General features: G+C 70.4%; 25 protein-coding genes and 1 tRNA gene. 14 read left to right on the top strand and 12 right to left on the bottom strand.

Annotation, left to right across the window (positions count from 1 at the left end; translation table 11 throughout):
* Positions 1–262: 262 nt before the first annotated feature.
* The 3 genes from IEZ31_RS30600 to IEZ31_RS30590 all read right to left on the bottom strand — a co-directional run bounded on the left by IEZ31_RS30600 (position 263) and on the right by IEZ31_RS30590 (position 6,383).
* Positions 263–3,898 carry a hypothetical protein gene (locus IEZ31_RS30600; RefSeq protein ID WP_190253488.1) on the bottom strand — a complete coding sequence of 1,212 codons (3,636 nt, stop codon included), beginning with the start codon at positions 3,896–3,898 and terminating at the stop codon, positions 263–265.
* Between the two features lie 580 nt (positions 3,899–4,478).
* A complete protein-coding gene (locus IEZ31_RS30595) occupies positions 4,479–5,207 on the bottom strand; it encodes a 5-formyltetrahydrofolate cyclo-ligase (protein WP_190253487.1) in 729 nt (242 codons plus the stop codon).
* 9 nt (positions 5,208–5,216) lie between these two features.
* Complete coding sequence (locus IEZ31_RS30590) at positions 5,217–6,383, bottom strand: helix-turn-helix transcriptional regulator (RefSeq protein WP_190253486.1); 1,167 nt, start codon at positions 6,381–6,383, stop codon at positions 5,217–5,219.
* Positions 6,384–6,684: 301 nt separating this feature from the next.
* Between IEZ31_RS30590 and IEZ31_RS30585 the strand changes: the two genes are divergently transcribed.
* The 3 genes from IEZ31_RS30585 (at position 6,685) to IEZ31_RS30575 (ending at position 8,555) form a co-directional block, all read left to right on the top strand.
* Entirely contained in the window at positions 6,685–6,951 is a 267-nt protein-coding gene (locus tag IEZ31_RS30585) for a hypothetical protein (RefSeq protein ID WP_190253485.1), read from the top strand.
* An 84-nt stretch (positions 6,952–7,035) separates the two neighbouring features.
* Positions 7,036–8,238, top strand: coding sequence for a non-homologous end-joining DNA ligase (ligD, locus tag IEZ31_RS30580; RefSeq protein ID WP_229835998.1), 1,203 nt, complete (start codon positions 7,036–7,038; stop codon positions 8,236–8,238).
* 62 nt (positions 8,239–8,300) lie between these two features.
* Complete coding sequence (locus IEZ31_RS30575) at positions 8,301–8,555, top strand: hypothetical protein (protein ID WP_190253484.1); 255 nt, start codon at positions 8,301–8,303, stop codon at positions 8,553–8,555.
* 74 nt (positions 8,556–8,629) lie between these two features.
* On the opposite strand, the gene IEZ31_RS30570 is transcribed toward IEZ31_RS30575, so the two are convergent.
* From IEZ31_RS30570 to IEZ31_RS30550, 5 genes are all read right to left on the bottom strand, one after another.
* A complete protein-coding gene (locus tag IEZ31_RS30570) occupies positions 8,630–9,634 on the bottom strand; it encodes a tyrosine-type recombinase/integrase (RefSeq protein ID WP_190253483.1) in 1,005 nt (334 codons plus the stop codon).
* Entirely contained in the window at positions 9,631–10,002 is a 372-nt protein-coding gene (locus IEZ31_RS30565) for an AbrB/MazE/SpoVT family DNA-binding domain-containing protein (protein WP_229835997.1), read from the bottom strand. The genes IEZ31_RS30570 and IEZ31_RS30565 overlap by 4 nt, the downstream gene beginning before the upstream one ends.
* Before the next feature lie 201 nt (positions 10,003–10,203).
* Positions 10,204–10,286: transfer RNA gene (locus IEZ31_RS30560), tRNA-Leu, on the bottom strand.
* Positions 10,287–10,432: 146 nt separating this feature from the next.
* Positions 10,433–10,576: a GPGG-motif small membrane protein gene (locus tag IEZ31_RS30555; RefSeq protein WP_190253482.1), complete on the bottom strand. Its 144-nt coding sequence runs from the start codon at positions 10,574–10,576 to the stop codon at positions 10,433–10,435.
* A complete protein-coding gene (locus IEZ31_RS30550; protein ID WP_190253481.1) occupies positions 10,573–11,220 on the bottom strand; it encodes a hemerythrin domain-containing protein in 648 nt (215 codons plus the stop codon). The genes IEZ31_RS30555 and IEZ31_RS30550 overlap by 4 nt, the downstream gene beginning before the upstream one ends.
* A gap of 113 nt (positions 11,221–11,333) precedes the next feature.
* Between IEZ31_RS30550 and IEZ31_RS30545 the strand changes: the two genes are divergently transcribed.
* A complete protein-coding gene (locus IEZ31_RS30545) occupies positions 11,334–12,635 on the top strand; it encodes a M20/M25/M40 family metallo-hydrolase (protein WP_229835996.1) in 1,302 nt (433 codons plus the stop codon).
* Between the two features lie 50 nt (positions 12,636–12,685).
* Complete coding sequence (locus IEZ31_RS30540) at positions 12,686–13,417, top strand: hypothetical protein (protein ID WP_190253479.1); 732 nt, start codon at positions 12,686–12,688, stop codon at positions 13,415–13,417.
* A 771-nt stretch (positions 13,418–14,188) separates the two neighbouring features.
* On the opposite strand, the gene IEZ31_RS30535 is transcribed toward IEZ31_RS30540, so the two are convergent.
* The gene (locus IEZ31_RS30535; RefSeq protein ID WP_190253478.1) at positions 14,189–14,380 is read right to left on the bottom strand and encodes a DUF5703 family protein; all 192 of its coding nucleotides are present in this window, start codon (positions 14,378–14,380) and stop codon (positions 14,189–14,191) included.
* Between the two features lie 12 nt (positions 14,381–14,392).
* Entirely contained in the window at positions 14,393–14,935 is a 543-nt protein-coding gene (locus tag IEZ31_RS30530; RefSeq protein WP_190253477.1) for a YncE family protein, read from the bottom strand.
* 130 nt (positions 14,936–15,065) lie between these two features.
* Between IEZ31_RS30530 and IEZ31_RS30525 the strand changes: the two genes are divergently transcribed.
* Positions 15,066–15,359 (top strand): hypothetical protein, encoded by a 294-nt coding sequence (locus IEZ31_RS30525; RefSeq protein WP_190253476.1) that lies wholly within the window; start codon positions 15,066–15,068, stop codon positions 15,357–15,359.
* A 93-nt stretch (positions 15,360–15,452) separates the two neighbouring features.
* On the opposite strand, the gene IEZ31_RS30520 is transcribed toward IEZ31_RS30525, so the two are convergent.
* The gene (locus IEZ31_RS30520) at positions 15,453–16,424 is read right to left on the bottom strand and encodes an aldo/keto reductase (RefSeq protein ID WP_190253475.1); all 972 of its coding nucleotides are present in this window, start codon (positions 16,422–16,424) and stop codon (positions 15,453–15,455) included.
* Positions 16,425–16,529: 105 nt separating this feature from the next.
* Here IEZ31_RS30520 and IEZ31_RS30515 point away from each other — a divergent pair, with 105 nt between their 5' ends.
* The 5 genes from IEZ31_RS30515 to mshC all read left to right on the top strand — a co-directional run bounded on the left by IEZ31_RS30515 (position 16,530) and on the right by mshC (position 21,159).
* The gene (locus IEZ31_RS30515; RefSeq protein ID WP_190253474.1) at positions 16,530–17,579 is read left to right on the top strand and encodes an LLM class F420-dependent oxidoreductase; all 1,050 of its coding nucleotides are present in this window, start codon (positions 16,530–16,532) and stop codon (positions 17,577–17,579) included.
* Positions 17,576–18,280 carry a histidine phosphatase family protein gene (locus IEZ31_RS30510; protein WP_190253473.1) on the top strand — a complete coding sequence of 235 codons (705 nt, stop codon included), beginning with the start codon at positions 17,576–17,578 and terminating at the stop codon, positions 18,278–18,280. The genes IEZ31_RS30515 and IEZ31_RS30510 overlap by 4 nt, the downstream gene beginning before the upstream one ends.
* A 52-nt stretch (positions 18,281–18,332) precedes the next feature.
* Positions 18,333–18,896 carry a DUF3090 domain-containing protein gene (locus IEZ31_RS30505; protein ID WP_190253472.1) on the top strand — a complete coding sequence of 188 codons (564 nt, stop codon included), beginning with the start codon at positions 18,333–18,335 and terminating at the stop codon, positions 18,894–18,896.
* 7 nt (positions 18,897–18,903) lie between these two features.
* Entirely contained in the window at positions 18,904–19,707 is an 804-nt protein-coding gene (locus tag IEZ31_RS30500) for an SCO1664 family protein (protein WP_190253471.1), read from the top strand.
* A 201-nt stretch (positions 19,708–19,908) separates the two neighbouring features.
* On the top strand, positions 19,909–21,159 hold the full coding sequence (gene mshC / locus IEZ31_RS30495) for a cysteine--1-D-myo-inosityl 2-amino-2-deoxy-alpha-D-glucopyranoside ligase (protein ID WP_190253470.1): 1,251 nt from the start codon (positions 19,909–19,911) through the stop codon (positions 21,157–21,159).
* A 114-nt stretch (positions 21,160–21,273) separates the two neighbouring features.
* Here the strand turns inward: mshC and IEZ31_RS30490 are convergent, their stop codons facing one another.
* Positions 21,274–22,206, bottom strand: coding sequence for a LysR family transcriptional regulator (locus tag IEZ31_RS30490; protein WP_190253469.1), 933 nt, complete (start codon positions 22,204–22,206; stop codon positions 21,274–21,276).
* Positions 22,207–22,281: 75 nt separating this feature from the next.
* Here IEZ31_RS30490 and IEZ31_RS30485 point away from each other — a divergent pair, with 75 nt between their 5' ends.
* The 3 genes from IEZ31_RS30485 (at position 22,282) to mctP (ending at position 25,298) form a co-directional block, all read left to right on the top strand.
* Positions 22,282–23,262, top strand: coding sequence for a threonine ammonia-lyase (locus IEZ31_RS30485; RefSeq protein WP_190253468.1), 981 nt, complete (start codon positions 22,282–22,284; stop codon positions 23,260–23,262).
* A 149-nt stretch (positions 23,263–23,411) separates the two neighbouring features.
* The gene (locus tag IEZ31_RS30480; protein WP_190253467.1) at positions 23,412–23,633 is read left to right on the top strand and encodes a DUF3311 domain-containing protein; all 222 of its coding nucleotides are present in this window, start codon (positions 23,412–23,414) and stop codon (positions 23,631–23,633) included.
* Between the two features lie 6 nt (positions 23,634–23,639).
* Entirely contained in the window at positions 23,640–25,298 is a 1,659-nt protein-coding gene (mctP, locus tag IEZ31_RS30475; RefSeq protein WP_190253466.1) for a monocarboxylate uptake permease MctP, read from the top strand.
* The last annotated feature ends 16 nt before the right edge of the window (positions 25,299–25,314 follow it).

Here is a 25,314-nt window from a genome sequence, read left to right as displayed (position 1 = left end):
GCCTCGCCTGAACGGGACGCCGCAACTGAATCGCCGACCGTCAGGGTCGAGGGGCGGGCCGGTATGGGTGGGGAAGCCGTTGACCTTCGCGATCAGGCGCGGTCTGCGCCGGCCAATCCGCTGACTCTTTGGTGAGCGCGGATAGCCAGCCGGCCGTAGCATCGCTAGGCGCGGCCAACGCGCTTCGCCCACGTCGATGCGACGAGGGGCCCCTGCAAAGTTGCTTTGCCGATGTGAGACTCGGTTGCTGTCCCGGCCGTAATCACTCAACGAGGTCGACGCCAAGCGTGGCTTCGTCGCTTGGTCTGGCGTAGGTCGGCACGAGGGATTGGTACGGGCGGGCGGGAATGACGTCGGTGTCGACGGTCTCGGCAACGGTGTCGGCGGTGCAGAAGAGAACCCGGTTGCCCCCGGCATACGCTGCCGGCTCGATTCTTCGGGTGACCATGAGTCCTTGCACGTGCCAGGCTCTACCGGGGTTCTCGACGCGCATTGTCGTCGCGACGGTCGATGCTGAGGCCCGGATCAGGTCCACGTTGGCGAGCAGCCTGTCGATGTAGCCGCCCGGTTCGTGGAACTCGTCGATGGCTGTGCGCAGTTGGTGCGGGGAGAATGCGACAGTCCGGTCCTTGGCCTCGAGCACCCAGATTCGTCCTTGGACCATGTCGATGCAAATGCCGTCGATCTCCCTGGGCAGGGTGGTCAGCCCCAGTACTTTCGCCTTCTTGATGTTGCCGAGGGCTTTCAAGTGGGTCCGCTGCGATAGGGTCGTGATGATCTCCCGTTCCAATGCGATGTTCCGGCTGTGGCGGAACGCCTGTAGCTGCTTGTTGACGGGGTCTGGCAGCGCCGACTGTGGCCACGGCAGTCGGCCGTCGGAGAGGTGCCCGAGAAAGATCCGTCGGCTCATCGATGCCGCCCAGGGACAGATGAACACGCCTTCGGCTCCCACGCTGACCAAGGGCCGACTTGCGAGCCGTACTGCCCGGCGGTCGAGTTCCCAGTGTTCGAGCATTTCTCCTTGCAGTGCCGCCGGTCGTAACGTGAGCCACCCCACCGCAGCCGTCAACTCGTGCAGGTCGCCGTCAGTAAGTTCCGCTGCCTGGGCCACGAGTTCGGCCGCCGGAACGGACACCACCGGCTCGTCGTCGTCAACGGCCCAGTTGGCTACCGTGTCGAGCACGCACAGTAAGGCGTAAACGCCGAAGCCGAGCGATGCCCGCATCGCCGAGTCGACGCCTGTGATCTCTGGCGGAACACGTTCGACGGCAGTGGCAAGAGTTTCGTCGGGGGCCTCGTCCGGCTCGGGTGCGATTAGTCGCTGCGGAGGATTGGCCATCGTGAGCGCCCGGTTGAATGCGTCCACGTCGAAGTCCAGGTCAGCGGGCCGGACTACGAACTCATAACTTTCGGTGATCTCCAACTTGGCGCCGGACACCCGCTGGTGGATCGTCTCGCTTCGCATTCCCGACTCGAAGAGCAGGTAGGCAATGCCGTAGATCTGCTGCAGGTCAAGGTGACGCGGCACATCCGCGCCCTGCGGCAGGCCGCGGAGGGCCTCCTCGGCGGCAAGTGTGAGCGCTCGCGTGGCTGCCGTGACCTTGCCACGTGCCTCCGTGACTGCGGTGGTGATGTCGATGTCGGGTGTAGCAAGGGCGGCGAGCCGACCCTGGTGGCCCTCGTCGCGCCAGCGACCGAGGTGTACCCGTTCGAGGTCGTGCAAGATCGCGCGGACGAGCGTCGGCCCGTCGAACCGCGCGGTCGCCTCGCGGTACAGCTCGAGCAACAGCGGATAGATCTGCCGGCTCTCCAAGTCTCGAGCCTCGGTTCCCTGGCGAGTTCCGGGCCGGACGCCCAGTCCCAACAGCCGCGAGGCGGTGGCCCGCTCGGCCCGGGCTTGGAATGTGCCGTGCGGCGGTTGGAACGAGCCGAGCATCCGAGCGCGCTGCGGTGGAGATGACGCATCGATCGCGATACCTGGTGGCGCAGCAGCCCATGCGGTCACGAAGTCATGTGCCAGCCGGTCGGGAAGACCAGCCGAGAGCAGCACGGCGATATGGCGTTCCGCGGAGGATGCGTCGGACAGCAGCTCCTCGCCGAAATCCTCGGAAAAGCCTAGGACGTAGCCGTCGTCGTCGGTGCTCCTGACGACTCGCAGGGTGTCGCCTCCGAGGTCGACCGGTCCTGCCAGTTGGATACGTACGCGGCCTGGTACGGACGCGCTGGCGAGTACGGACGCGACGCCGCCGACCTGCCGAAGCTTCCACAAGATCGCGTGGGCGATATTCGCCGGCCGGACATGACCGTTCACGTCGACGCGGTACCTGACGCCAATCACTGTGCCGTCGTCGAGGACGGCGACGTCAACGGCCTCGTTGCGGAATCGGTCGGTGAGCGTCGCGGCGGCGGGTCCCCGGCGGTCCGGGGCGACGTTCGGCCACGCTGTGAGGCCCGGAAGTTCCAGGCGTACCAGGGCCTCATCCAGCCAGCCGAGCCTTGCGTGATGGAGCCATTCGGCGCGCTCGTGATGCGGCTCGAACAGCAGCATCGCCAACGGCGCGCCGAGACGGTGGAACGCGCCGCCGTTGCCGCGCCATACCTCCCAAAGGTCGAACGGACCGAACGAGAACTGCCGCTCGGAGACCGGCGTCTGGCAGTCGAGCAGGAAGATGGCCAGATCATCCCGGCGGTCAGCTCCACCCAGGATCCAACGCAGATCTTCGGCGAGCATCACGTGAACTGGGACACTCTCCTCACCACGGAAGATCATCAACTCCTCCGGCCCGGCAACCACGGCCAGCCTGACGACCTCCTCATCCAAGTCCAGCGTCATCTCACCCCTTCGGGTGCGGACCGTTGCTCCGGGAACGAACGCGCGAAGACGATCCTCGGCATCCGCCAGTGCCAGCCCATCGATGCCCGCAGCAACAACGTCGACCGCCAGTACCAATCCGTCGTGGATCTGCTGTAGCGCGACGATCGGACCGCGACCGGCGTCCGCGCCGACTGCCAGCAGCGCCCCTGGGCCGGAAATCAATGCCAGCACCCGTCCGCGTGCAACCTCCGACCAGCGCTCCCGCCCGCCCGGCTCCTCAACCGCGATCGCCCAGAGGGCGTGCATCGCGGCGTACAGCCCGTCGATCAGAAACCCGGTAGGGAGCGCTCGGAACTGTTCACCATGCCTCACGGCGATGACAGGACCGAATGTCGCGGCCTGCCCGTCAACGGCCGTTTCCAAACCGTCCGGTGCGCAGCTGGCCCACCGCAGCGCACGTCCCGCCCGGTCTGGGTCGTGACAACGGGACACGGCCGACGCGATGTCAAGATTCGACACGGCAGCCGACACTTCCTCGTCGGTGACGACAGCATCGCGCTCCCATACGGGCACCGATCGGCCATCCGCCGTCGGCCAGCACGCCGACAGCCGATCGAGGCTCTCATCCATGTGACGGAGCGCGAGCTCCGTAAGATCCGCCAGCCCGAATCCGAGCCGTTGCTCAAGCGTCGAGTCCAACGCCCGAGCAAGCAACTTCGCGTCCTCGACGATGGACAAAGGTCGTTCCCAGCCTCCAGGCGCAAGCCGGAACAACTCCTGCCCGAATCTCCCGCGGACCCCGAGACGGACATCCAGCGGCTCGAAACTGTCTGCCGCCATCGCCGGGGAAGCCATCTCGGCGCCCTCCGCCAGCAGCTCTTGGAGATCACCGGCGAGGGCGGTCACTGTACCGTCGAGACCTCGGCGGTGAAGCAGCCCGACGACCGGAGCGATCAGGGCCTGGCGATGAGCTGCAGCCGGCGACACACTCGCAGCATCCAGCACCGCCAACGCAGACCATCGCTCGAACCTCGCCGAACCCAGCGGCGAGGAAGGTGTCGACGGTACCTCGTCGTACGGCATACCAACACGCTATGTGGATCGCCCTGCCGCCTCCAGGCATTTACGGCCGGTTCATACGGACAGTCGGTCGACCCGTGCTGTAGACGTTGCCTTCGTGCTCGTTTCGGCGCGTGCCGCTCCCGCGACCGGAAATCCCAGCTGGCGCACGGCGTCGGCGGTGTCGGCGCGGTCGGTGCCAGCTGCTGGCCCGTATGGCTAACGAGGAGCGGTCCGCCGGGCTGGACCAGTGTGTTCAGGGCGTGGTGCAGCAGCTCTCCGAGCCGGTCAGCTGGGACTGGGCTGACGATGACATAGGCGAGCGTAAATGGGAGCTGATTGGTGGGGACGTAGTCGATGGCGTGGCCGACGGCGATCGAACCCGGTCGGCCGGTGCTCGGGGAGCGCCGGTTCACCGTCTACTTCCTCATCAGGTGCCACCCGGCCATTGTAGGTGGGGCGTCCTGCGGTACGGCGGCATGACGCGGCGGCCGGGTTCGTCGTCCTGCGTGACCGTCCGACGGACCCGTACCAACGCCCAGCAACACGGCGGCGAAGACCACACTGGCGGTGGATGAGATCGAGCTGCTTGGCAACTCGATGCTCAGTGCTCGCGGGTGGCGTATTGCATCAACACCGGAATGTCTGCGATCTTGGCGTCGGTCAGATGCTCCCGAATGATGCCCGCTGGGCGGCGTGATGGCCCGCACGCGATCGTCCTTCGCGGCGTCACGATCAGGTCGACGCTGAAGTCGTGCTCCGTCTCGGGCAGTCCCTCACCGACCACCTGCAGCTCGTGGACAGTCGTGATGATCGTGGTCTGTGGTCCGATGAGTCCGGCCTGCGCCAGGAGGGCAACCTCGATGTCCGAGTAGCCGGCGCCCTTACCGACCCGGACCCCGGCCCGGTTCACGGCCACGCTGCCGCAGACGATGAGGTCAACCGGCTGCATCTGGGCCAACCCGATTCGCTCGGCACGAGCTGCGGCGCCACTGCTGGTGGCGATGACGTCCGCCGGCGCGGTCAACCGCGTCGGATCGAGCAGGTAGAACGGCGCGACGGTAGCCAGCTTTGGCACGGCCATGTACAGCAGCTTGCCGTCGTGCAGCGCTGCGATCCGGACAGGAAGCTGCGCTGTATCCGGGTTCGCCTTGACGACAGCTGCCTCGCGCCATGCGTCCAGCGCGACGAGCCGGGAGGCGGCCTCGTCGGCGCCGAAGAAGCTCGGGATGTGTCCGTGGACGTCCGGCGGTGCGGCGCCCTCAGCCCGCAGCGCGTCCCAGACACGTTGGCGGACGGCGTCCTTCTCCCTGTCGATCGCTCGATCCGACATTGGGTGCTCCTACGCGGTGGTCATCAGCGCGACGAGCCTATCGTTCACGTCCTCGACGGCTGGCTCCCTCCGCCAAGGCCGCAGCTCCTGAATGGCGGCAAACACCACCTTCAAGCCGCCACCGCTGCGGGTCCGCTCGATGACGTCGATGGCCTCGTGGAGTCGCGCCGCGGCGGTATCGATCTGCCGCTGCCGGATGCTGGCGAGCGCCAGGTTGGCCAACACGATGGCGGCGGACTTGCGCTGTTGGCTCAAGTACTGGCGGGTCGACTCCAGGATCGGCTCAGCCTGCTCGGGCCGACCCAGGAACAGCCAACACGAGCCGGCCAGACGGCCCTGCTGGCTAGGGCAATACAGGACGGCGGCCGGATCGTCATTCGCGATCCGGCCGAAATAGTGCTCTGCGAGGCCGAGTGCGTTCTCGCAGTCGCGGATTTTGCCGAGCATGGCGTGGGCCTCGGCGACGTGGAGCTGCGCCAGGCCGGCGATGACCTGACTGTCGGACTCGCTCGCTACGGCGGCCCGATGCGCCAGAGCGAGCCCGGCCGCCGGATTGCCGGTTCCGTACAACGCGAGATAGCTCTTCCGCAGCAAGGCGTTGCCCGCCGTGGCAGCGTTCTGTACCTGTTGGGCCGCTGTAACCGCTTGGTCGAAGTAGGCGCCAGCCGCACCATGGTCTCGCCGCTGAGAGGCGTCCCAGACCAGCTGGCCCATCAACGTGGCGGACTCGGCGGTCGCCTCGGCCAACTCCCGCTGGACCGAACCGGCGCCTGCATGCCGGCGAAGGAACGTGATCTGCCCGTGCAGTTGGCCAACCGAAGCCAAAAGCAGCGTCGAGGGCACCGCCTCGTACTGCTCGTCGAACTGCTGGACCTGCTCCCGCAGGTAGGCGACAGTTACAAGATCGACCCGGCCAGGATGCCGCAGCACGTAGTCAAGCCGATCGTCGAGGCCTGACGGCGGTTCGCCAACGTCGGCGATGAGTTCAGCCAACTCGTCGATCGAGACTTTCAAGGCGGCAGCGAGACGCGGTCGATGCCACGGCTGAGGGGCCGTGTCAGCACGCTCCCACCGCACCACCGTCGATCTATCCACCCGGACGATCTCGGCGAGCCGTTCCTGACTCAGCCCGACAGCTTTCCGGCGCGCCGTCAACCGGTGCCGCCTGCCGGCCATCGTTCATCCCCCGTCGCCGTTAGACCTTCGTGATAAATCCATTCATGCAGCGCAGCGCCGCCGGCGCAACGTCGATGCAACAGTTTTGCGCAGTTGGCGCAATGGGAGCCATCCCGAACGTGAGGTTCGCTGAACGCATGGCCCGGGGCGAGTGCCGGTAGTCCGGAGGAACGGCAGAAGCATGGAGCTTTGAAGTAAGACCCGTTCGTCCCGGCACCGGCCATCAACCTGGCGAGGAGGATGCGATGGGCGGCGTGCGAAACGAAGGTGGATCAACCGTCTATTGCGCTGTTGGAGGACGATGATGATAGCTGAGAACGCCGAAATCGGCCGAAGCGCGCAGACGACGCCGACCTGCACCGTGCGATTCGACGACCGCGCAGGATGTGGCATCAACCTTGAGGTCGTGAGTGGCAATGGAAGAACCTCGTTCATCGGCGTCACCTTCGTGACTCGCCGCGGCGAAGAGGAGCCTCATGACCTGACGTTCGCACAGGTGGGGCAGCTGCAGGCCGCGCTCAGCGCACTTGTCGCGGCCAGGGCAGATCATGTCGTTGAGCAGCGCTGATTGTGGGTAGACCACGTCGTTGTGAGCGCGCTGTTGAATCGCTCCCGACTCGAAGTTAGTCGATGTTGCGGTCGGTTGATCTAGATGACCGATCTCGCCGTGCCGCGGCTGCCTGCTCCCGTGCCGCCGATGCTGGCGTCCAGTGGAGAGGTGCCAGGCGGCTCGCAGTGGCGGTACGAGTACAAGTGGGACGGCGTGCGGGCGATTACCGCCGTCGCCGGTGCCTCGGTGCAGGCCCGGTCCCGAAACGACCGCGACATCACCCGCACGTATCCGGAACTCGACGCGCTGCCTACGTTGGTGGAGGGGCGGGTGGTGGTGCTCGACGGTGAGCTCGTCGCCCTTGATGCCGGTGGGCGGCCGGAGTTCGCCCGGTTGCAGGACCGGATGCATGTCGAGCGCCCCAGTGCGGCGCTTCTGGCGGCTGTGTCGGTGCGGTACTACGTCTTCGACCTGCTGTATCTCGACGGCGAATCGACCGTCCACCTTCCGTACGAGCGGCGCCGCTCGCTCCTCGAAGGGCTCGGTCTGCCGGGCCTCGTCCAGAAGGGCGCCAACGAGGCCGGGACCTACGCGGTCCATGTACCGCGGTACTTCGAAAACCGCGACCGCACGATCGCTGCCGCACACGCGTTCGGGCTCGAGGGCGTCATGGCGAAGCGTCTCGGCTCCACCTACCAGCCCGGCCGGCGGTCCCCGGACTGGGTCAAGCACCCGTTCGTCAACACCACGGAAGTGGTGATCATCGGCTACCGCCCCGGCCAGGGCCGTCGCGCCGGGACGATCGGCTCGCTGCTCATCGCCACGTTCGACACCGGAGCCACGCTGCGCTTCGCCGGCGGAGTCGGCACCGGCTTCCGGCAGATCGACCTGTACCACCTCGAACAGATGCTGGCTCCGCTGCACCGCATGACGCCACCGATTCCAGACGTGCCACGCCAGTACGGCCGTGACGCCACCTGGGTCGAGCCGGTCGTGATCGGCGACGTCGCCTACCGCAACCGCACCCCCGACGGCCTGCTGCGCCATCCGTCCTGGCGCGGTGTCCGCCCCGACCGCGAACTCCCGACCAGCGCGCGACCCGGCGAGCCCGGACAGCCGCACCTCGCCGGTTCGATGGCGACCCCGGACGGCGCCTGGCGAATCGAGATCTGGCGACGCGACGGCACCGAGTGGTGCCGCATCATTCACGGCAACACGGTGATCGACGGCCTCGACATGGCCGCCGCGCAACATACGCTGGCGGCCGTCGGCGTTGACCTCGCCGACCTGATCGCCGCCGCCTGACAACCGACTGAGTTGCGCGAACCCACGCCATTCGTACGGGCGTTCGACTACGCTCTCGACGCGTGGGCAATGTGCGGACGGTGGAGCACTGGTGGAACGGCGCCTGGGGCCGCCTATCCCGGCTTGACGTCTGGCTGCGCACCGACGGCCAACGCTGGGACGTCTGGCTCCGGGAAGGCGGCGTCGAGTCCGGCCGCAACCGGCACACCGAGTACGACGACGAAACGTCCGCCCGGATGGCCCTGGCCGACGTACTCGACTCCCGCTTTGCATGGCGGCGAATGGACCATTCGACGAGCGGATCGCAAGGGGTGTAGGGCAGACGCTGACAAGCCCGGTCCGGCGAATTGGCCGCCGGGCCGGGCTCGTCAACGCCTCTTGGCGGGTGCGGTCAAGCGAGCGGGTGCGGTTCGTCGGTGAGCGCTGCGAGGGCCGCGGCTACCTCCTGCAGCGTTGCGCGGACATAGGTGGAGGTGACGCTTGCATCCCCGCCGAGGTGGCCGGCGTAGGCTTGCGCGACAGCATGACCGAAGCGGCGCTCCACCCAGGTCAGCGTTGTATGCCGCAGCCAGTGGGTGCTGATCTGCTGGATCGCCACCCACGGCAGGTGAGCGCCGATGCGTTGCCAGAGGTGGTCGTACCGTCGTCGGGAGATCGGCCGCCCGTTGCGGTAGCGCAGGACGGCCGTTGCCGGTGTGGCTGGGCGTTCTTCAATGTGTCGCAGGAGGTGTCGCATCAGCGTCGGGGACACGGGCTGCCAGCGGACCGTCTCACCCTTCTCTCTCAGCAGGATCAGGCACTGGTCCGGGTCGAGATCGGCCGGCAGTAGCGCGAGCGCGCCGCCGCGGCGGCATGCCGTCTCGGTGTGCAGGCGCAGCAGCAGGGTGTCCAGATCCGGGTCGTCGCCTGTAGTGGCCGCGATCTGGTTGATCTCGGCCAACCGGGCGTCGGCGACCGCCCGGCGGGTGCTGGGCAGCCGGCGGGGTTTCGCAACCTTCTGGGCCGGGTCCTCCGCGGCGGTGATGTGTCCGTCGGCTACTGCCCGCTTGTAGAGGCAGCGCATTGCGGCGACGAACAGCTCTGCCGCGCTGCGGCCGCCGCGGGCGTTGCGCCGGGCGACGACGTTAGCCTTAATCTCCTGAATGAGGCGTTCGATGTCGGACGGGCTCGGCTCATCGAGGCGCCGGTCGCCCCATTTCTCGACCAGTCGCCTCCAATAGGACCTATACGCGCGACGGCTGCCGTCGCTCACGGCCGCTTCGACGATTGGAACGTACTCGGCGAACGTCGGGATCTGCCGGTCGTTGTGATCGGCCTGGAGGAGGTCGGCCGGAGATACACCGAGGCGGTCAAGGAGCAGCCGGGCCGCTTCGAGGTCCGCGCGGGCGGCGGTCATGCTGGATCACCGCCCAGCACACAGGCGTGGTACTCGGCGATCATGGCGTCGATGGCGGCTGGTGGATGGATCACCAGGCGGCCCTCAGCCGGCTCGGCGGCGATGAGGAGCCGGTCGCCCGTCGCCACCGCGCATCGACGCCGGACCACCGCAGGTGTGTACAGGTGACCCTGGCGGGTAACCGCGAATACACCCTGGCGGTCGGCGTCAACGATCAGCAGGCCACGGTGCTCCTGGATGGTGTAACGGGTGCCAGGTGCCCAGCTCATTGCTCGGACGACGGCCTGGTCGGCAAGCCTGCCGTTGTGGTCGATCGCGGACAGCGCGTACACCGTATGGCGGACCCGTCGATCGGTGAACGTCGGCAACGGCAACGGGCCGCGGAGCGGCCGTCCCGTCGATCCCTGACCGTTGGATGCGTCCGCTGGGGAGCTCAGCACGACCGGGGGCACAGTTCTGGTCATCGGCGGCACCGCCAGCCGACAGAATTCAGCACTGATGCTTTGGCTGAGTGTTCGAGCGCACTCGAACCCGACTGCGTCAAATGACGCATGGATGCTATGAATCGGTGTCGAAGGGGGGACTTGAACCCCCACGCCCTTGCGGGCACTAGCACCTCAAGCTAGCGCGTCTGCCATTCCGCCACTTCGACCGGCTTGCGTTCCAACACAGTACACGTCCCCCTCCGATCTTGAGAAATCGGGGGTGCGTGTCACGGAGCGGGCCCCGGTGTGAGGGTACGCCGGGGCCCGTCTTCCTCGGGCGGGGTGGCCGGAAGGGGGCGCCGGCCGTCCGCGCCTAACTGAAGATGCTCACGCCACCCGGGCCGACCAGCAGCGCGATGACGATCAGGATGATCCCCCAGAGGATCTGGCGCCGAAGCAGCGCCACCACGCCAGCAATGCCGATCAGGATCGCGATGATGGTCAGCAGCAGTGTCATGGTGTTCTGGTACCTCCCGTGCGAGATCGATAAACGTTCCGTTCTGTAAGGTCTTCGGCCCAGGTGGTGCGGCCCGTCAGCGCGTCTCGGAGCTTGTCGACCACGGCCACCGCCGGGTCGACGATCTTGTTCAGGGGCGGGGTGGCCGGCGTGCCGGGGTGCGGGCGGGTGGGGGCGGCGCTGCGCGCGATCTCGACCCGGTTGCCGAGGCGGACGAGGTCGTTGGCGGTGCAGCCTGAGCGCAGGCGGGGGAACACCGAGGCGGTACGGCGGGCGTGCTCGCGGGCGTGCTCGGTCACCGTGCGGAGCGCCTCGCCGTGGACGGCGTCCTCCGCCGGGGTCGTGTGCAGGCGGCGCAACTGCGTCAGCAGCGCCTCGTCGGCGGCCACCTCGTCGGTGACGAAGGGGGTACTGTCGGGCAGCACCGCCAGTACCGTCGGATAGAGATATTGCTCCTCGGCCGAGATGTGCCGGGACAGCGTCGCCACCAGGACGTCCTCCAGGTCGCGCGACGCCGGGTCGGCGGCGAGCCGGGTGCACAGCTGCCCGATCAGCTGGTGGTCCTCGTCGAGCAGGTCGAGCATGCTGCGGCCGGCGAACTCCAGGTCGTCGGCGACGGGCGGCAGCGGGGGTAGCGGTGCCACGTCGACCCTCCTCGATCACGTGTGGTGACCGCGGGGTACCCGGACGAGAGTTTCTCGAAACCGCCGCCGACCGGGCCGGGAAACTGTCACAGCCGCCTGGTATGACTTTCCCCATGAACGCCACCGACGAGGTCATCGAGCTCTGCCGCGATCTGCTGCGCATCGACACCACCAACACCGGCGATCTGGACACGAGCGCGGGAGAGCGGGTGGCCGCCGAGTATGTGGCGGAGAAGCTCGCCGAGGTGGGCCTGCAGCCGGAGATCCAGGAGAGCGCGCCGGGGCGGGCGAGCGTCGTGGCCCGGTTCGAGGGGGAGGACCCGTCGCGTGACGCGCTGCTGATCCACGGCCACCTCGACGTGGTGCCCGCCGACGCGTCGGAGTGGTCGGTCCACCCGTTCGGCGGCGAGATCAAGGACGGCTATCTCTGGGGCCGGGGCGCCGTCGACATGAAGGACTTCGACGCCATGGTGCTCGCTCTGGTGCGGCAGATGCGGCGTGAGGGGCGCAAGCCCCCGCGCGACGTCGTGCTCGCGTTCGTGGCCGACGAGGAGGCCGGCAGCACCTATGGGGCACAGTTCCTGGTCGACCGCTTCCCGCACTACTTCGAGGGCGTGACCGAGGCGATCGGGGAGGTCGGCGGGTTCTCGGTGAGCGTGAGCAGCGAGCAGCGGCTCTACCTCATCGAGACGGCGCAGAAGGGCATCGACTGGCTGCGCCTGCACGCCAAGGGGCGGCCCGGCCACGGCTCGATGATCAACGACGACAACGCGGTGACCGCGGTCGCGGAGGCCGTCGCGCGGGTCGGGCGGCACCGGTTCCCGATGGTGATGACGCCGACGGTGCGGGCGTTCCTGGAGCAGGTCTCGCAGATCCTCGGCATCGAGCTCGACCTCGACGACCCCGAGGCGGCCGTCGGCAAGATCGGGCCGATCGCGATGATCATCGGCGCGACGCTGCGCAACACGGCCAACCCGACCCGGCTCGCGGCGGGATACAAGGACAACGTCATCCCGGGGCGCGCCTCGGCGACGATCGACTGCCGCACGTTGCCGGGCCAGTCCGAGATCTTCGAGCAGCAGCTGCGGGACCTGGTCGGGCCGGACATCGAGCTGGAGTACATCCACCGTCAGCCCGGCCTGGAGACCACCTTCGACGGCGCGCTGGTCGACGCCATGTCGGCGGCGCTGCGGGCCGAGGACCCGGGCGCCCTTCCGGTGCCCTACATGCTCAGTGGCGGCACGGACGCCAAGCAGTTCGACAAGCTGGGGATCCGCTGCTTCGGGTTCTCGCCGGTGCGGCTGCCCGCCGACCTGAACTTCGGCGCGTTGTTCCATGGCATTGACGAGCGCGTTCCCGTCGAGGGACTACAGTTCGGCGTGCGAGTTCTCGACCGGTTCCTGCAGCAGTCCTGATCAATACAGTCATCCAGCCGGAGCACAGACGATCCAGGGGGAGTCCCATCATGACCGACCGGCACGCGGAGCTTGACGCGGCGCTCGAGCGCGTGATCGCAGCGGCTCGCGACCATCTTGCCGCGGTCAAGGCCGCCGATGGGCGAGCCGACGACGACGAGGTGTGGCGCGCCTACGTGGAGCTCAACAACGCCTCCAACAGCTACGACGAGCTGCTCCTCGACGCGTTCGGCGAGGTCACCCCGTGGGACGTGGAGGCGATCGACCCCGACGAGGCCGACCGGCAGTTCGGCGTCGGGATCGGCGGGGTCGACGGCACCGAGACCGAGGACCCCCACCCGCGGGTCATCTCCGTCCGCCAGCGCCGCGACTACCGGGTGCCCAGCGTCGCCGCGCTGCTGCGCCTCGCCGAGGCCGCCCGCCGCGCCAACCCCGGCGACGGCGACTCGGCCGCGGTCGAGACGGTGGGCGAGGCGGTCCTGGAGCTGATGCAGGCCGGCGACGGCTCGCTCGGCGCGCTGGACATCCCCGAGCTGGAGTCCCTCGACGGCGTCGTCGTCGTGGCCGAGGTCGACTCCCCGCTGGACCCGGAGTCGTACGAGGACAGCGACGGCGCCGGCCCCTTCTCCCTCAACGAGGGTGAGCGGGTCGTCGACCGGCTGGACGAGCACGCGTTCGTCGACCTCGACGAGGAGCTGGACGACGAGGAGGGCGAGGGCATCTCGGCCGGCCTGTCCGAGGCCCGGAACGACACCGAGAACGAGTCCGCCGACCGCCGCTGAGCTGCGGGCCGCGCACTGAGCCCCGGGGCGCGCTTAGCCCCGGGGTGCGTCGGGCCTGCGGGCAGCGCTGAGCCTGCGGGCAGCAAGGACCTGAACGGCCCGCCTTCCACCGCACTGGGAGGCGGGCCGTTTCGCGTCGCCCGGTCCGTTCCGCGTCCACCATGATCGCGAAGACGTTTTGTACCCAGTCATACGAAAAGTCCTCGTGAGGGCCGGGAGTGGAGCGGCGGGCGTCGCACGTGGTGGCCGAGTGTTTACGATCCTGGGCGTGGTGAGCCTGCGGGAGCTCGTCGACGTGGTCGACGACGAGGGTGAGCGGGCGGTGGAGCTGCTCGGCGAGCTGGGCGGCGCGGCCCGATCCCGCGATGGTGCCCGAGCTCACCGCGGCGCTGTGGGCCTTCGTGGCGGACGGCCACTGCTATGGGCGGGACATCCTCGCCCAGGCCCTCGCCACGGTCGCCGGCGGTGGCGCGATCGAGACGCTGCTGCGGGTGTCGGCGGTCGACCTCGGCGAGGACCAGGACTCGCTGCAGTCGGCGATCGTGGCGGCCGTGGCTGGGGATCTCGGCGGCGCCGAGGAGGTGGCTGTGGGCCGACGCGGATCCGCGGGTGCGGTCGGCCGCGTTGCGGGGCGACAGCGTGCTCGAGTTCGCGCGCGAGCGCATCGGCGCGTAAGCGGCCCCTCCGGCGTCGAGTCAGCGCGCCGAAGCGGGGCGGAGCGGGTGGAACACGGGGCGGAACAGGGCGGAGCAGGGTGGAACAGGGGCTGGGCTACGTGCTCAGGCCCGGCAGGGACTCGTTGGTGACCCGGCGGCGGAGCATCACCTGGCGGCTGCCGTCGGGATACAGGCGGACGCGGGCGAGTTCCCAGCCGCCGTACTCGGCCTGGATGGTCAGCTGCGCGTTGGCGGTCATCCGGTCGACATTCGACGGTAACCGCAACGGCACGTACTCGTAGTCCATGTCCCGATACTGCTACGGCACTATCCGCTGCACCAGCCCCTCCGCGGAGCCGGCCACGGCCAGCGCGCCGGAGGATGGGTCGACGGAGACCGCGACCGGGAGGCGTACCGCCGCGTGGCGGGCCACCTCGCGCGGGGTGCCGCCCGAGATGTCGTAGCCGGCCACCTCGTTGCGCTGGGTGACGGTCACCCAGACGGTGCGGCGGGTCGGGTCGTACGCGATGCCGTACGGTGTCCCCGCCACCGGGTGGCGCTGGCGCAGGATCAGCGGGCCCGAGTCGAACACCAGCAGCTCGCCGTCGCGGGCGTCCATGACCACGAACCGGCCCCCGCCGCCGGACGCCACCGTCACGGCGCCGTCGCCGGCGCGGAGGGCCTCCTGGCGGGCGCCGGTCGCCGCGTCGAACACGGTCAGTGACGACTCCGACGCGTCGACCACGGCGATCCGGGACGTGTCGGCGGCCAGGGCGGTGGGGCGGACGCCGGTCGGGATGGTGCGGGTCACGGCGCCGGTGGGGGAGAGGATGATCACGTCGCCGGTCGCGGGCAGCGCCACAGCCGTCCAGTCACCCGACGGAGGGACCGCGAGGGCCGACCCCACGCCCGGTAGCGACCAGCGCTTCGCGTCCGGCGATGCCGAAGGGGAGGCCGAAGAAGGAGAGGCGGAAGAAGGAGAGGGCGAAGCGGTGGGCGAAGCGGAGGAAGGCGGGACGTCCAGCACCGTCCGCCCGGCCACGGCCCGGAACCCGCCGCCCGGCAGCGCCACCACAGCCGTAGCCGGCTCGTCGACCGCCACCCGCGCGACCTCCGAACCCGACGCCGCCAGGACGACCACCGCCGAGGGCAGGGCCACCGCCGTGCGAGCGCCCCCCGCCTCGACGGCGACCGCGGACGGAGCCGCGCCGGCCGGGGACACCGTGCCGGTCGGGGACGAGGACGGGGCGGGAGCCCACGTCGGCGTCGGGACGGTCGCGTCCTGATGACCGGTAGGAGCGGGCGCATCACACGCAGTGAGGCACGCCACAAGAACAGCCAGAGCCAGAGGTGCGGTTCGCCGGATCATGATCCGCCAATTATGTCTGGCGCTCGGGATAGCCCGACGGCGGCGCCGACACGTCGTCCAGCGCGGCCCGGATCTCCCGCGGCAGCGCGATCTCCTCGGTCTGCAGCGCGCCGAGCAGCTGCCCGACGGTCCGCGCCCCGAGAATGGGCGCGACCACGCCCGGCCGGTCCCGGACCCAGGCCAGCGCCACCTCCAGCGGCGACACCCCGAGCCCGCCGGCCGCGGTGGCGACGGCTTCCACGATCCCGGCACAGCGGTCGTCCAGGTAGGGCGCCACGAACCGCTCGAAGTGCGGCGACGCGGCGCGGGAGTCGGCGGGGACGCCCCCGCGGTACTTCCCGGTGAGCACCCCGCGCCCGAGCGGCGACCACGGCAGGAGCCCGATCCCGAGGGCCGTGCACGCGGGCACCACCTCGCGCTCGATCCCGCGCTCCAGCAGCGAGTACTCCACCTGGGCCGACACCAGCGGGGCGCGGCCCGGCCAGGCCGCCTGCCAGGTGGCGGCGCGGGCGGTCTGCCAGCCGGAGTAGTTCGACACGCCGGCGTAGCGGGCCCTGCCGCTGCTCACGGCCGTGTCGATGGCGGAGAGCGTCTCCTCCAGGGGCGAGTCGGGGTCGTAGCCGTGGACCTGCCACAGGTCGACGTAGTCGGTGTCGAGCCGCTGCAGCGAGGTGTCGAGCGCGCGCAGCAGGTGCCCGCGGGAGCCGTCGCGGCGGCGGGCCATGCCCGGGCGCAGGCCGGCCTTGGTGGCGATGACCAGCTCTTCCCGGGGCACGAGCCGGCCGACCAGGGCGCCGATCACCGACTCGGCCTCGCCGTCGGCGTACACGTCGGCCGTGTCCAGCAGCGTGCCGCCCGCGTCGCGGAACGTCTTGAGCTGGGCGGCCGCATCGTCGGCGTCGGTGTCGCGCCCCCAGGTCATGGTGCCGAGGGCCAGCCGGGATACCGCCAGCCCGCTACGGCCGAGCGGTCGCTGTTGCATGCATGGAACGATACGGCCGGATCCCGGCGAAGGCGGGTAGGCGGGCCCCGGGCTACCCTGGTGCCGCTCGTGCAGGGCGGCACGACGGACCCGTGGGAGGCACCAGTGCGACTCGGATTGAACCTCGGCTACCTGTCGTCGTGGAATGATCCACAGGGCCATCTGGCCATCGCCCAGGAGGCCGAGCGGCTCGGTTTCTCCTGCGTGTGGGTCGCCGAGGCGTACGGGTCGGACGCGCCGTCGATGCTCGCCTGGCTCGCCGGGCAGACCGAGCGCATCGAGCTGGGCTCCGCCGTCTTCCAGATCCCGGCCCGCACCCCCGCCATGGCGGCGATGACGGCGGCGACGATCGACAAGCTGTCGGGCGGGCGCTTCCGCCTCGGCCTCGGCGTGTCGGGACCCCAGGTGTCGGAGGGCTGGCACGGCGTCCGGTTCGCCAAGCCGCTCGCGCGCACCCGGGAGTACATCGACATCGTCAACCTGGCGCTGACCCGCAAGGTCGTGCAGTACGACGGCGAGCACTACACGCTGCCGCTGCCCGACGGCCCCGGCAAGCCGCTCAAGCTCACCCTGCATCCGGTGCGCGACCACGTGCCGGTGTACATCGCCGCGGTCGGCCCCAAGAACCTCGAGCTCGCCGGCGAGGTGGCCGACGGCTGGCTGGCGATCTTCTTCGCGCCCGAGTACGCGCACGAGTCCACGGCGTCGATCGCGGCGGGCCGGGCCAAGGTCGGCAAGACGCTCGACGGTTTCGAGATCGCAGCGGGTGTACCGGTGGTGTTCGGCGACGATCCGCAGATGTGCGCCGAGCTGGTCCGTCAGTACGCCGCGCTGTACGTGGGCGGCATGGGCAGCCGCGAGCAGAACTTCTACAACGCCCTGGCCACCCGCATGGGGTACGGGGACGCCGCCCGCGAGGTGCAGGACCTCTACCTGGCCAAGCGTCACCGCGACGCGGCCGCGGCCGTGCCGTTCGAGTTCATCGACCGCACCTCGCTGCTCGGCCCGGTCGAGCGGGTCGCCGAGCGCCTGCAGGCCTACAAGGAGGCCGGCGTCACCGAGATCTCCACGATCATCTTCGGCGACGCCGACTACGGCACCCAGACGCTGCGCCAGCTCGCCACCGCGTGGGAGAAGGCGGGCCTGGGGGCGTGACCACCGTTCTCCTCCTGCGCCACGGCCGGACCAGCACCAACGCGAGCGGGATCCTCGCCGGGCACCAGCCCGTCGGCCTCGACGAGGTGGGCCGCGCCCAGGCCACCGCCGTCGCCGAGCGGCTCGCCGCGGCGAAGCTGCCGCTCAAGGCCGTCGTCTCCAGCCCGCTGCCGCGCTGCGTGGAGACGCTGTCGCTGGCCCTGCCCACGTGGGACGGCGTGCAGATCGACGACGGCATCGTCGAGTGCCGCTACGGCGACTGGACCGGCCGCCCGCTCAAGGAGCTCGCCAAGGAGCCGCTCTGGGCGACCGTCCAGGCCCACCCGTCGGCGGCCGTGTTTCCCGGCGCCGACGGCGAGTCGATGGCCGAGATGTCGGCGCGGGCGATCGCCACGGTCCGCGGCTGGGACGCGCGCATCGCCGCCGAGCACGGCCCGGAGGCCGTCTGGCTGGCCTGCAGCCACGGCGACATCATCAAGGCGGTCGTCGCCGACGCGCTCGGCATGCACCTCGACCTGTTCCAGCGCATCGCGGTCGAGCCGGCGTCGGTGACGGTGATCCGGTACACCCCGCTGCGCTCGTTCGTGCTGCGACTCAACGACACCGGGGGTGATCTGTCCGGGTTTCAGCCCCCGCCGCCGTCGGAGGAGCCCCCGTCGTCGGATGCCGCGGTTGGTGGCGGTTCGGGCGGTTCCGTGTGATCTTGAAGCCCACGCGGGACGCGAGCGCTCCGGTGCGGATAGAGTTTCGGGCATGAGCCACCAGGTGTACGCGTTCGAGCCGCCGGAGCGGTTCGTTGCCGGGACCGTGGGTGCGCCGGGGGAGCGGACCTTCTTTCTGCAGGCGCGCGGCGGCGGCCGGCTGATCAGTGTCGCCCTGGAGAAGGTCCAGGTGTCCCTGCTCGCGGAGAAGCTCGAGGAGCTCCTGCAGGAGGCGCAGCGCCGCTTCGGCGTCGAGCTGCCCGTGGAGCCGGTCGCCGACACGGCCGACAACGAACCGCTCGACACACCGCTCGACGAGGAGTTCCGGGTCGGCACGCTCGGCCTGCAGTTCGACGTCGACACCGCGACCGTCGTCATCGAGGCGATCGCGGTCGGCGAGGACGAGGTCGAGGAGGCCGAGGACGAGGACGACGACGAGCTGGCGACCGCCGACCGCGACCGCCTCCGCGTCCGGCTCACCCCGGCCGCGACCCGCGCGTTCATCGAGCGCGCCAAGCGCGTCGTCGCGTCCGGCCGGCCGCCGTGCCCGCTGTGCGGCCAGCCCCTCGACGCCCGCGGTCATCTCTGCCCGCGCCACAACGGCTACCGCAGGTAGCGCACAAGTGCCGGCCCTGCCCGACGACGAGGCACTGGAGCTGCTGCACCACGGCGAGCTGGAGCTCGAGGGCCGGCTCATGGACGCCTCGAACGCCACGCTCCGGGCCGTCATCACCCACGGCGGCACCGTCGCCCGCTGCGTCTACAAGCCGGTCGCCGGCGAGCGCCCGCTGTGGGACTTCCCCGACGGCACGCTCGCCGGCCGGGAGTACAGCAGCTGGCTCCTCTCCGAGGCGACCGGCTGGGGGATCGTCCCGCCGACCGTCCTGCGCGACGGCCCGCTCGGGCACGGCATGTGCCAGCTCTGGATCGACGAGGACCTGCAGAGCGACGACCTGCTGCTCGGTTTCGTGCCGGCCCAGAAGGTACCGCGGGGCTGGCGCCGCATCATGTCCGCCCGCGACGAGGACGGCCGCGCCTACGTCCTCGCCCACGCCGACGACCCGCGCCTGGCGCGGCTGGCCGTCTTCGACGCCATCGCCAACAACGCCGACCGCAAGGGCGGCCACGTCATCGACACGCTCGACGGCCGCGTCCACGGCGTCGACCACGGCATCTGCTTCCACACCGAGGACAAGCTGCGCACGGTGCTGTGGGGCTGGGCCGGCGAGCCGCTGCCCGACGAGGCGGTCGAGGTCCTCGAGAAGCTCCGCGCGCAGTACCACTCCGGCCTGGCCGAGTCCCTCTCCGCCCACCTCACCCCGGCCGAGGTCGCCATGGTGTCGGTCCGGGTGAACGCGCTGCTGCACTCCCGCCGCTTCCCCGAGCCCGACGAGGACCGCCACGCCATCCCCTGGCCCCCCATCTGACGCCTCCCCTCTCGCGTCGATCTTGCACTTGTGGTGCCCGGACGGTCCCATATCGCCCCGTTTTGTCAGGCACCACAAGTGCAAGATCGACGCGGACGGGCGCGGAGGGGCGCGGACGGGGGTGGGGCGGGGGTGGGGCGGGCGGACGGGCAAGGATCATCACATGCCGTCCCGGGGTGATCCACCGATAGGCTGAGGGGCATGGAGTCCTGGACGGCACCGGCGGTGCCCACGCTGCCTCGCACCGGCACCGGTGCTGCCCCGCTCGCGCTGTTCGACTCGGCGCGCCGGGAGACCGCGCCGGTCGAGGTCGACGGGCGTCCGGCCACCATGTACGTCTGCGGCATCACGCCCTACGACGCGACCCACCTCGGTCACGCCGCCACCATGATCGCGTTCGACCTGGCCAACCGGGTCTGGCGGGACGCCGGGCACGAGGTCGACTACGTCCAGAATGTCACCGACATCGACGACCCGCTGCTGGAGCGGGCCGCCCGCGACGGCGAGGACTGGGTCGTGCTCGCCATGCGGGAGACGGCGCTGTTCCGCGAGGACATGGAGGCGCTGCGCATCGTCCCGCCGAAGCGCTACGTCGGGGCCGTCGAGTCGATCCCGCAGATCGCCCGCAAGGTCTCCGCGCTGATCGCCTCCGGCCACGCGTACACCCTCGACGACGGCACCGGCGACGTGTACTTCTCGGTCGCCACGGCGCCGCGCTTCGGTACCGAGTCGAACCTCTCCCGCACCGAGATGCTCCGCCTCGCCGCGGAGCGCGGCGGCGACCCGCAGCGGCCGGGCAAGCGCGACCCGCTCGACCCGCTGCTGTGGCTCGGCCTGCGTGAGGGCGAGCCCGCCTGGGACGGCGGCGACCTCGGCCCCGGCCGCCCCGGCTGGCACATCGAGTGTGCCGTGATCGCCCAGAGCCTGCTCGGCGACACCGTCGACGTCCAGGGCGGCGGCAACGACCTGCTCTTCCCGCACCACGAGTGCTCGGCCGCGCACGCCGAGGCGCTGAGCGGCAAGGCCCCGTTCGCCACCCACTACGTGCACGCCGGCATGATCGGCCTCGACGGCGACAAGATGTCGAAGAGCCAGGGCAACCTGGTCTTCGTCTCCCGCCTGCGCGCCGACGGCGTGGATCCCATGGCGGTACGCCTGGGGCTGCTCGCCGACCACTACCGTAACGACCGCCAGTGGACCGACGACGTCCTCAAGACCGGCCAGCAGCGCCTGTCCCGCTGGCGCGAGGCGGCCCGCGCGGGCATCGGCCCGTCCGGCGTCGAGCTCCTGGCCCAGCTCCGCGAGCGCCTGGCCGACGACCTGGACTCCCCGGGCGCCCTGGCCGCGGTCGACGCCTGGGTCGACGCCACCCTGGCCGACGCCGGCGACGACCGCGAGGCCCCGGCCCTGATGACCGCGGCCGTGGACGCCCTGCTGGGCATCAAGCTGTAACGCCACCCCCGGAAAGCGTCGACGCTGGCCGCTGGTCGGACGGTGGCCAGCGTCGATTGCGGGGCGGGGCGAGCGGGTCGTGACCCTGGGACGCGTCGGGTGGGAAGCGCGGCGTTACGGGGGCGCGGTGCGCTGACCCTCCGCGCAGAGCGCCTCCAGGAGGCGGGCGGTGGCCGGCGGGTCCGGCGGGGCGCCGTAGACGGCGGCGCTCACGTGGCGTTCGCCGCCGGTCAGCGGCACGGCGCGCACCGCGGGGGAGCGGTGGGCGCGCAACGCCAGGTCGGGCAGGATCGTGACGCCCAGGCCGGCCGCCACCAGGGCCTGCACGGCGACGTAATCGTCCGTCGTGAACGATATGTCCGGAACGAACCCCGCCGCCGAGCAGCGCTGCAGGAGGCTGCTGCGGCAGCGGTCGCAGCCGGCGATCCACCGCGCCTCAGCCAGCGATGCCAGGTCGGCGTCCACGGACAACGGCGTCACCAGGTGCAGCGGCTCGGCGAACAGCGGCACCAGCCGGACGCCGGGCGCGGCCGGGCTCGCGGTGGTCGGGCTCGCGGTGGTCGGGCTCGCGGTGGTCGGGGCCGCGACCGCCGCCGCGTAGTCGAAGACCACCGCCGCGTCCACCTCGCCCGAGCGCAGCAGCGACAGCGCCTCCGGCGGCTCGGCCTCCACCAGCGTGAGCGTCACCGCCGGGAACGCCGCCGCGAAGCGGGCCGCGGCGAGCGGCACGAACGAGCCCAGCGCCGACGGGAACGCGGCCAGGCGGACCCGGCCCGCGCGCAGGCCGGCGTGCTCGGCCAGCTCCGCCTCGGCCGCGTCCAGGCGGCCCAGGATCTCCTCCGCCCGCTCGGCCAGCAGACGCCCGGCCGCGGTCAGCCGCACGCCCCGGCCCGCCCGCTGCAGCAGCTGCGTGCCGGTCTCCGCCTCCAGCCGGGCCAGGTGGTGGCTGACCGACGGCTGGGCGTAGTGCAGGGCGGCCGCCGCGGCGGTCACCGAGCCGTGGCGGGCGAGCGCCGCGAGCACCCGCAGGCGGGTCACGTCGAGCATGCATCGACGGTACCGATGGAAAACCCCGACATCCGGCATTGGATGTATGCGACGGGGTCCGGCAGCGTGGACGGCATGCTCACGATGACCGACGTCCTCAGGGCGCGGCGGCTGCTCGCGCCGCACCTGCCGCCGACGCCCGCCTGGTCGTACCCGCTGCTGGACGAGGCCGCCGGGCGCAGCCTGGTGGTCAAGCACGAGAACGCCCAGCCGACCGGCGCGTTCAAGGTGCGCGGCGCGCTCAACCTCCTGCTGGCAGACCGCGGCACCGGGCCGATCGTCACCTACTCGACCGGCAACCACGCCCGCGCCATCGCGTACGCGGCCCGCGCCGCCCGCCGCGCCGCCACGATCGTCATGCCCGTCACGGCGGCCGAGCTCAAGGTCCGCGCCGTGCAGGCGCTCGGCGCGACCGTCGACCTGTTCGGCGACACCATGGGCGAGGCCGAGGCCCGCGCACAGGAGCTAGCGGGCGAGCAGCGCGAACGGAGCGAACGGAGCGAGCAGCGCGAGCAGCGCGGGCAGCGGGAGCGGCGCGCCCGCCTGGTCAGCCCGGGCGACGAGCCGGCCCTGGTCGCCGGGGTCGCCACCGCCTACCTGGAGCTGTTCGAGCAGCACCCCGGCCTGGACACCGTCGTGGTGCCGGTCGGCAGCGGCACCGGCGCCGCGGCGGCATGCATCGTCGCCAACGCGGTCTCGCCGTCGACGAAGATCATCGCCGTGCAGTCGGACAAGGCCCCCGCCGCGCACGATTCCTGGCACCGCAGAACCTGCCTGCACCGGCCGAACACGACCCGCGTCGACGGCCTCGCCACCGGGCGCGGGTTCGCCGGGCCGCAGGAGATCCTCCGGCGGTACCTGCACGACTTCGTCCTGGTGAGCGACGACGACATCGACGACGCCCGCCGGCTGCTCGCCCGGCGCGCCCACACGCAGGCCGAGGGGGCCGGGGCGGCCGCGCTTGCCGCGGTACACCGGCATCCCGGGCTCATGGGAACCCGCGTGGGCGTGATCGTGACCGGCGGCAACGCGACCGAGGAGGAGCTGGGCCGGTAAGGGCGTACGTCAAGAGCCAGCCGCCGGGCGCTGGATTCCTACCGTTCGCCGATTGGGCGCCGGAGCGGTCTGCGCGGTGCGGGGAGATCGGGTTACGTCGATCTGAGCGGGGCCGCCAACCCCGCACCCCGCCCCTGAAGGAGGTCCCCGTGACCGTCCCGGAAGAGCCAGACACCCCCAAGGTGGGCGACAAGAGCCCCTGGAACTGGCTGCTGTTCATCCCGATCGTCCTGCCGCTGGTCACCGTCTGGTACAACGCCGACAGCCCCCGCATCCTGGGCTTCCCGCGGTTCTACTGGATGCAGCTCGCGATCATCGCCGTCGGCGTGGGCACCACCACGCTCGTCTACCAGATGACGAAACGGCGGTGAGCGGCCGTGTGGCGTGACCATCAGCTCGAGATCGCCGTCTTCGTCATCCTGTTCGTCGGCGTGAGCGCCCTGGGCTTCGTCGCCGCCCGCTGGCGCCGGCCCGACAACCTGATGCACCTCGACGAGTGGGGACTCGGCGGGCGCAACTTCGGCGCCTGGATCACCTGGTTCCTCGTCGGCGGTGACCTCTACACCGCCTACACCTTCGTCGCGGTGCCGGCGCTGCTGTTCGCCTCCGGGGCCGCCGGCTTCTTCGCCGTGCCGTACACCGTGATCATCTACCCGCTCGTGTTCCTGGTCCTGGTGCGGATGTGGTCGGTCTCGCACCGGCACGGGTTCGTCACCCCGGCCGACTTCGTGCGGTCGCGGTTCCAGTCGCCGACGCTCGCCCTGCTCATCGCGATCACCGGGATCGTCGCCACGATGCCGTACATCGCGCTGCAGCTCGTCGGCATCGAGGCCGTGCTCAAGACGATGGGCGTCACCGGCGAGGGCACGATCGCGCGGCACCTGCCGATCATCATCGCCTTCGCGATCCTGGCCGCCTACACGTACAGCAGCGGCCTGCGCGCCCCGGCGCTCATCGCGTTCGTCAAGGACACGCTCATCTACGTCGTCATCCTGGTCGCGATCTTCTACCTGCCGTACAAGCTCGGCGGGTGGGGCGCGATCTTCGACGCCGCCGACGCCAAGTTCGACAAGACCCCGGCCCCCGGCGACGGCATCCTGCTCAACGCGAACAACCAGCTGCAGTACATCACCCTCGCCCTGGGCTCGGCGCTCGCGCTGTTCCTCTACCCGCACAGCCTCACCGGCGTGCTGGCCAGCCGGAACCGCGACGTGATCAAGCGGAACATGTCGGCCCTGCCGGCCTACTCGCTGCTGCTCGGGCTCATCGCGCTGCTCGGCTACGCGGCGATCGCCGCGAGCATCACGCCGCTGAAGAACCCCAACGGCACGAACGACAACAACACGGTCGTGCCGCTGCTGTTCGACAAGCTCTTCCCGGACTGGTTCGCCGGCGTCGCCTACGCCGCCATCGGCATCGGCGCCCTGGTGCCGGCGGCGATCATGTCCATCGCCGCCGCGAACCTCTTCACCCGCAACATCTACAAGGAGTACCTCAAGCGCGACGCGACGCCGGCCCAGGAGGCCACGGCGTCGAAGCTGATGTCGCTGCTGGTCAAGTTCGGCGCGCTGGTCTTCGTGGTCTTCGTCGACCCGCAGTTCTCGATCGACCTGCAGCTCATCGGCGGGGTCATCATCCTGCAGACGCTGCCGGCCGTGGCGCTGGGCCTGTTCACCCGCTGGTTGCACCGCGGCGCGCTCATCGCCGGATGGGCCGCCGGGATGGGCCTGGGGATGTGGATGCTGTACCAGATCCCGAACGCGGCGACCAAACGCGCCCACTTCGGCGGCTCCGCGTTCCCGCTGAGCGAGTTCGGCTTCGACAGCACGAAGACGATCTACGTCGGGTTCGTCGCGGTCGTGGTGAACCTGGCGGTCGCGGCGCTGCTGACCGTGGTCCTCAGGGCGGCCCGCGTGCAGGACGGCGGCGACGACACCGTCCACGCCGACTACTTCGCCGACGAGGGTGACCCGCGGGTCTCCCCGGCGCCGGCGTCCCCGGCCCCGGCGCCGGCGGCCCCGGACCCGATCACCTGATGCCCGACCGTCTGCG

The sequence above is a fragment of the Dactylosporangium sucinum genome (genome assembly GCF_014647515.1).
In the GTDB taxonomy this organism is placed as follows: Bacteria; Actinomycetota; Actinomycetes; order Mycobacteriales; family Micromonosporaceae; genus Dactylosporangium; species Dactylosporangium sucinum.
Note: the sequence above shows the minus strand (reverse complement) of the source record. Positions and strands in the feature narration are given on the sequence as shown.

Coding starts and splice junctions, on each gene's coding strand:
- IEZ31_RS30535 (WP_190253478.1), bottom strand. CDS start 14,380: ATGGACTACGAGTACGTGCCGTTGCGGTTACCGTCGAATGTCGACCGG.
- mshC (WP_190253470.1), top strand. CDS start 19,909: ATGGAGTCCTGGACGGCACCGGCGGTGCCCACGCTGCCTCGCACCGGC.
- IEZ31_RS30490 (WP_190253469.1), bottom strand. CDS start 22,206: ATGCTCGACGTGACCCGCCTGCGGGTGCTCGCGGCGCTCGCCCGCCAC.
- IEZ31_RS30595 (WP_190253487.1), bottom strand. CDS start 5,207: ATGTCGGATCGAGCGATCGACAGGGAGAAGGACGCCGTCCGCCAACGT.
- IEZ31_RS30570 (WP_190253483.1), bottom strand. CDS start 9,634: ATGACCGCCGCCCGCGCGGACCTCGAAGCGGCCCGGCTGCTCCTTGAC.
- IEZ31_RS30585 (WP_190253485.1), top strand. CDS start 6,685: ATGATGATAGCTGAGAACGCCGAAATCGGCCGAAGCGCGCAGACGACG.
- IEZ31_RS30590 (WP_190253486.1), bottom strand. CDS start 6,383: ATGGCCGGCAGGCGGCACCGGTTGACGGCGCGCCGGAAAGCTGTCGGG.
- ligD (WP_229835998.1), top strand. CDS start 7,036: ATGACCGATCTCGCCGTGCCGCGGCTGCCTGCTCCCGTGCCGCCGATG.
- IEZ31_RS30540 (WP_190253479.1), top strand. CDS start 12,686: ATGACCGACCGGCACGCGGAGCTTGACGCGGCGCTCGAGCGCGTGATC.
- IEZ31_RS30505 (WP_190253472.1), top strand. CDS start 18,333: ATGAGCCACCAGGTGTACGCGTTCGAGCCGCCGGAGCGGTTCGTTGCC.
- IEZ31_RS30600 (WP_190253488.1), bottom strand. CDS start 3,898: ATGCCGTACGACGAGGTACCGTCGACACCTTCCTCGCCGCTGGGTTCG.
- IEZ31_RS30485 (WP_190253468.1), top strand. CDS start 22,282: ATGCTCACGATGACCGACGTCCTCAGGGCGCGGCGGCTGCTCGCGCCG.
- IEZ31_RS30545 (WP_229835996.1), top strand. CDS start 11,334: ATGAACGCCACCGACGAGGTCATCGAGCTCTGCCGCGATCTGCTGCGC.
- IEZ31_RS30520 (WP_190253475.1), bottom strand. CDS start 16,424: ATGCAACAGCGACCGCTCGGCCGTAGCGGGCTGGCGGTATCCCGGCTG.
- IEZ31_RS30555 (WP_190253482.1), bottom strand. CDS start 10,576: ATGACACTGCTGCTGACCATCATCGCGATCCTGATCGGCATTGCTGGC.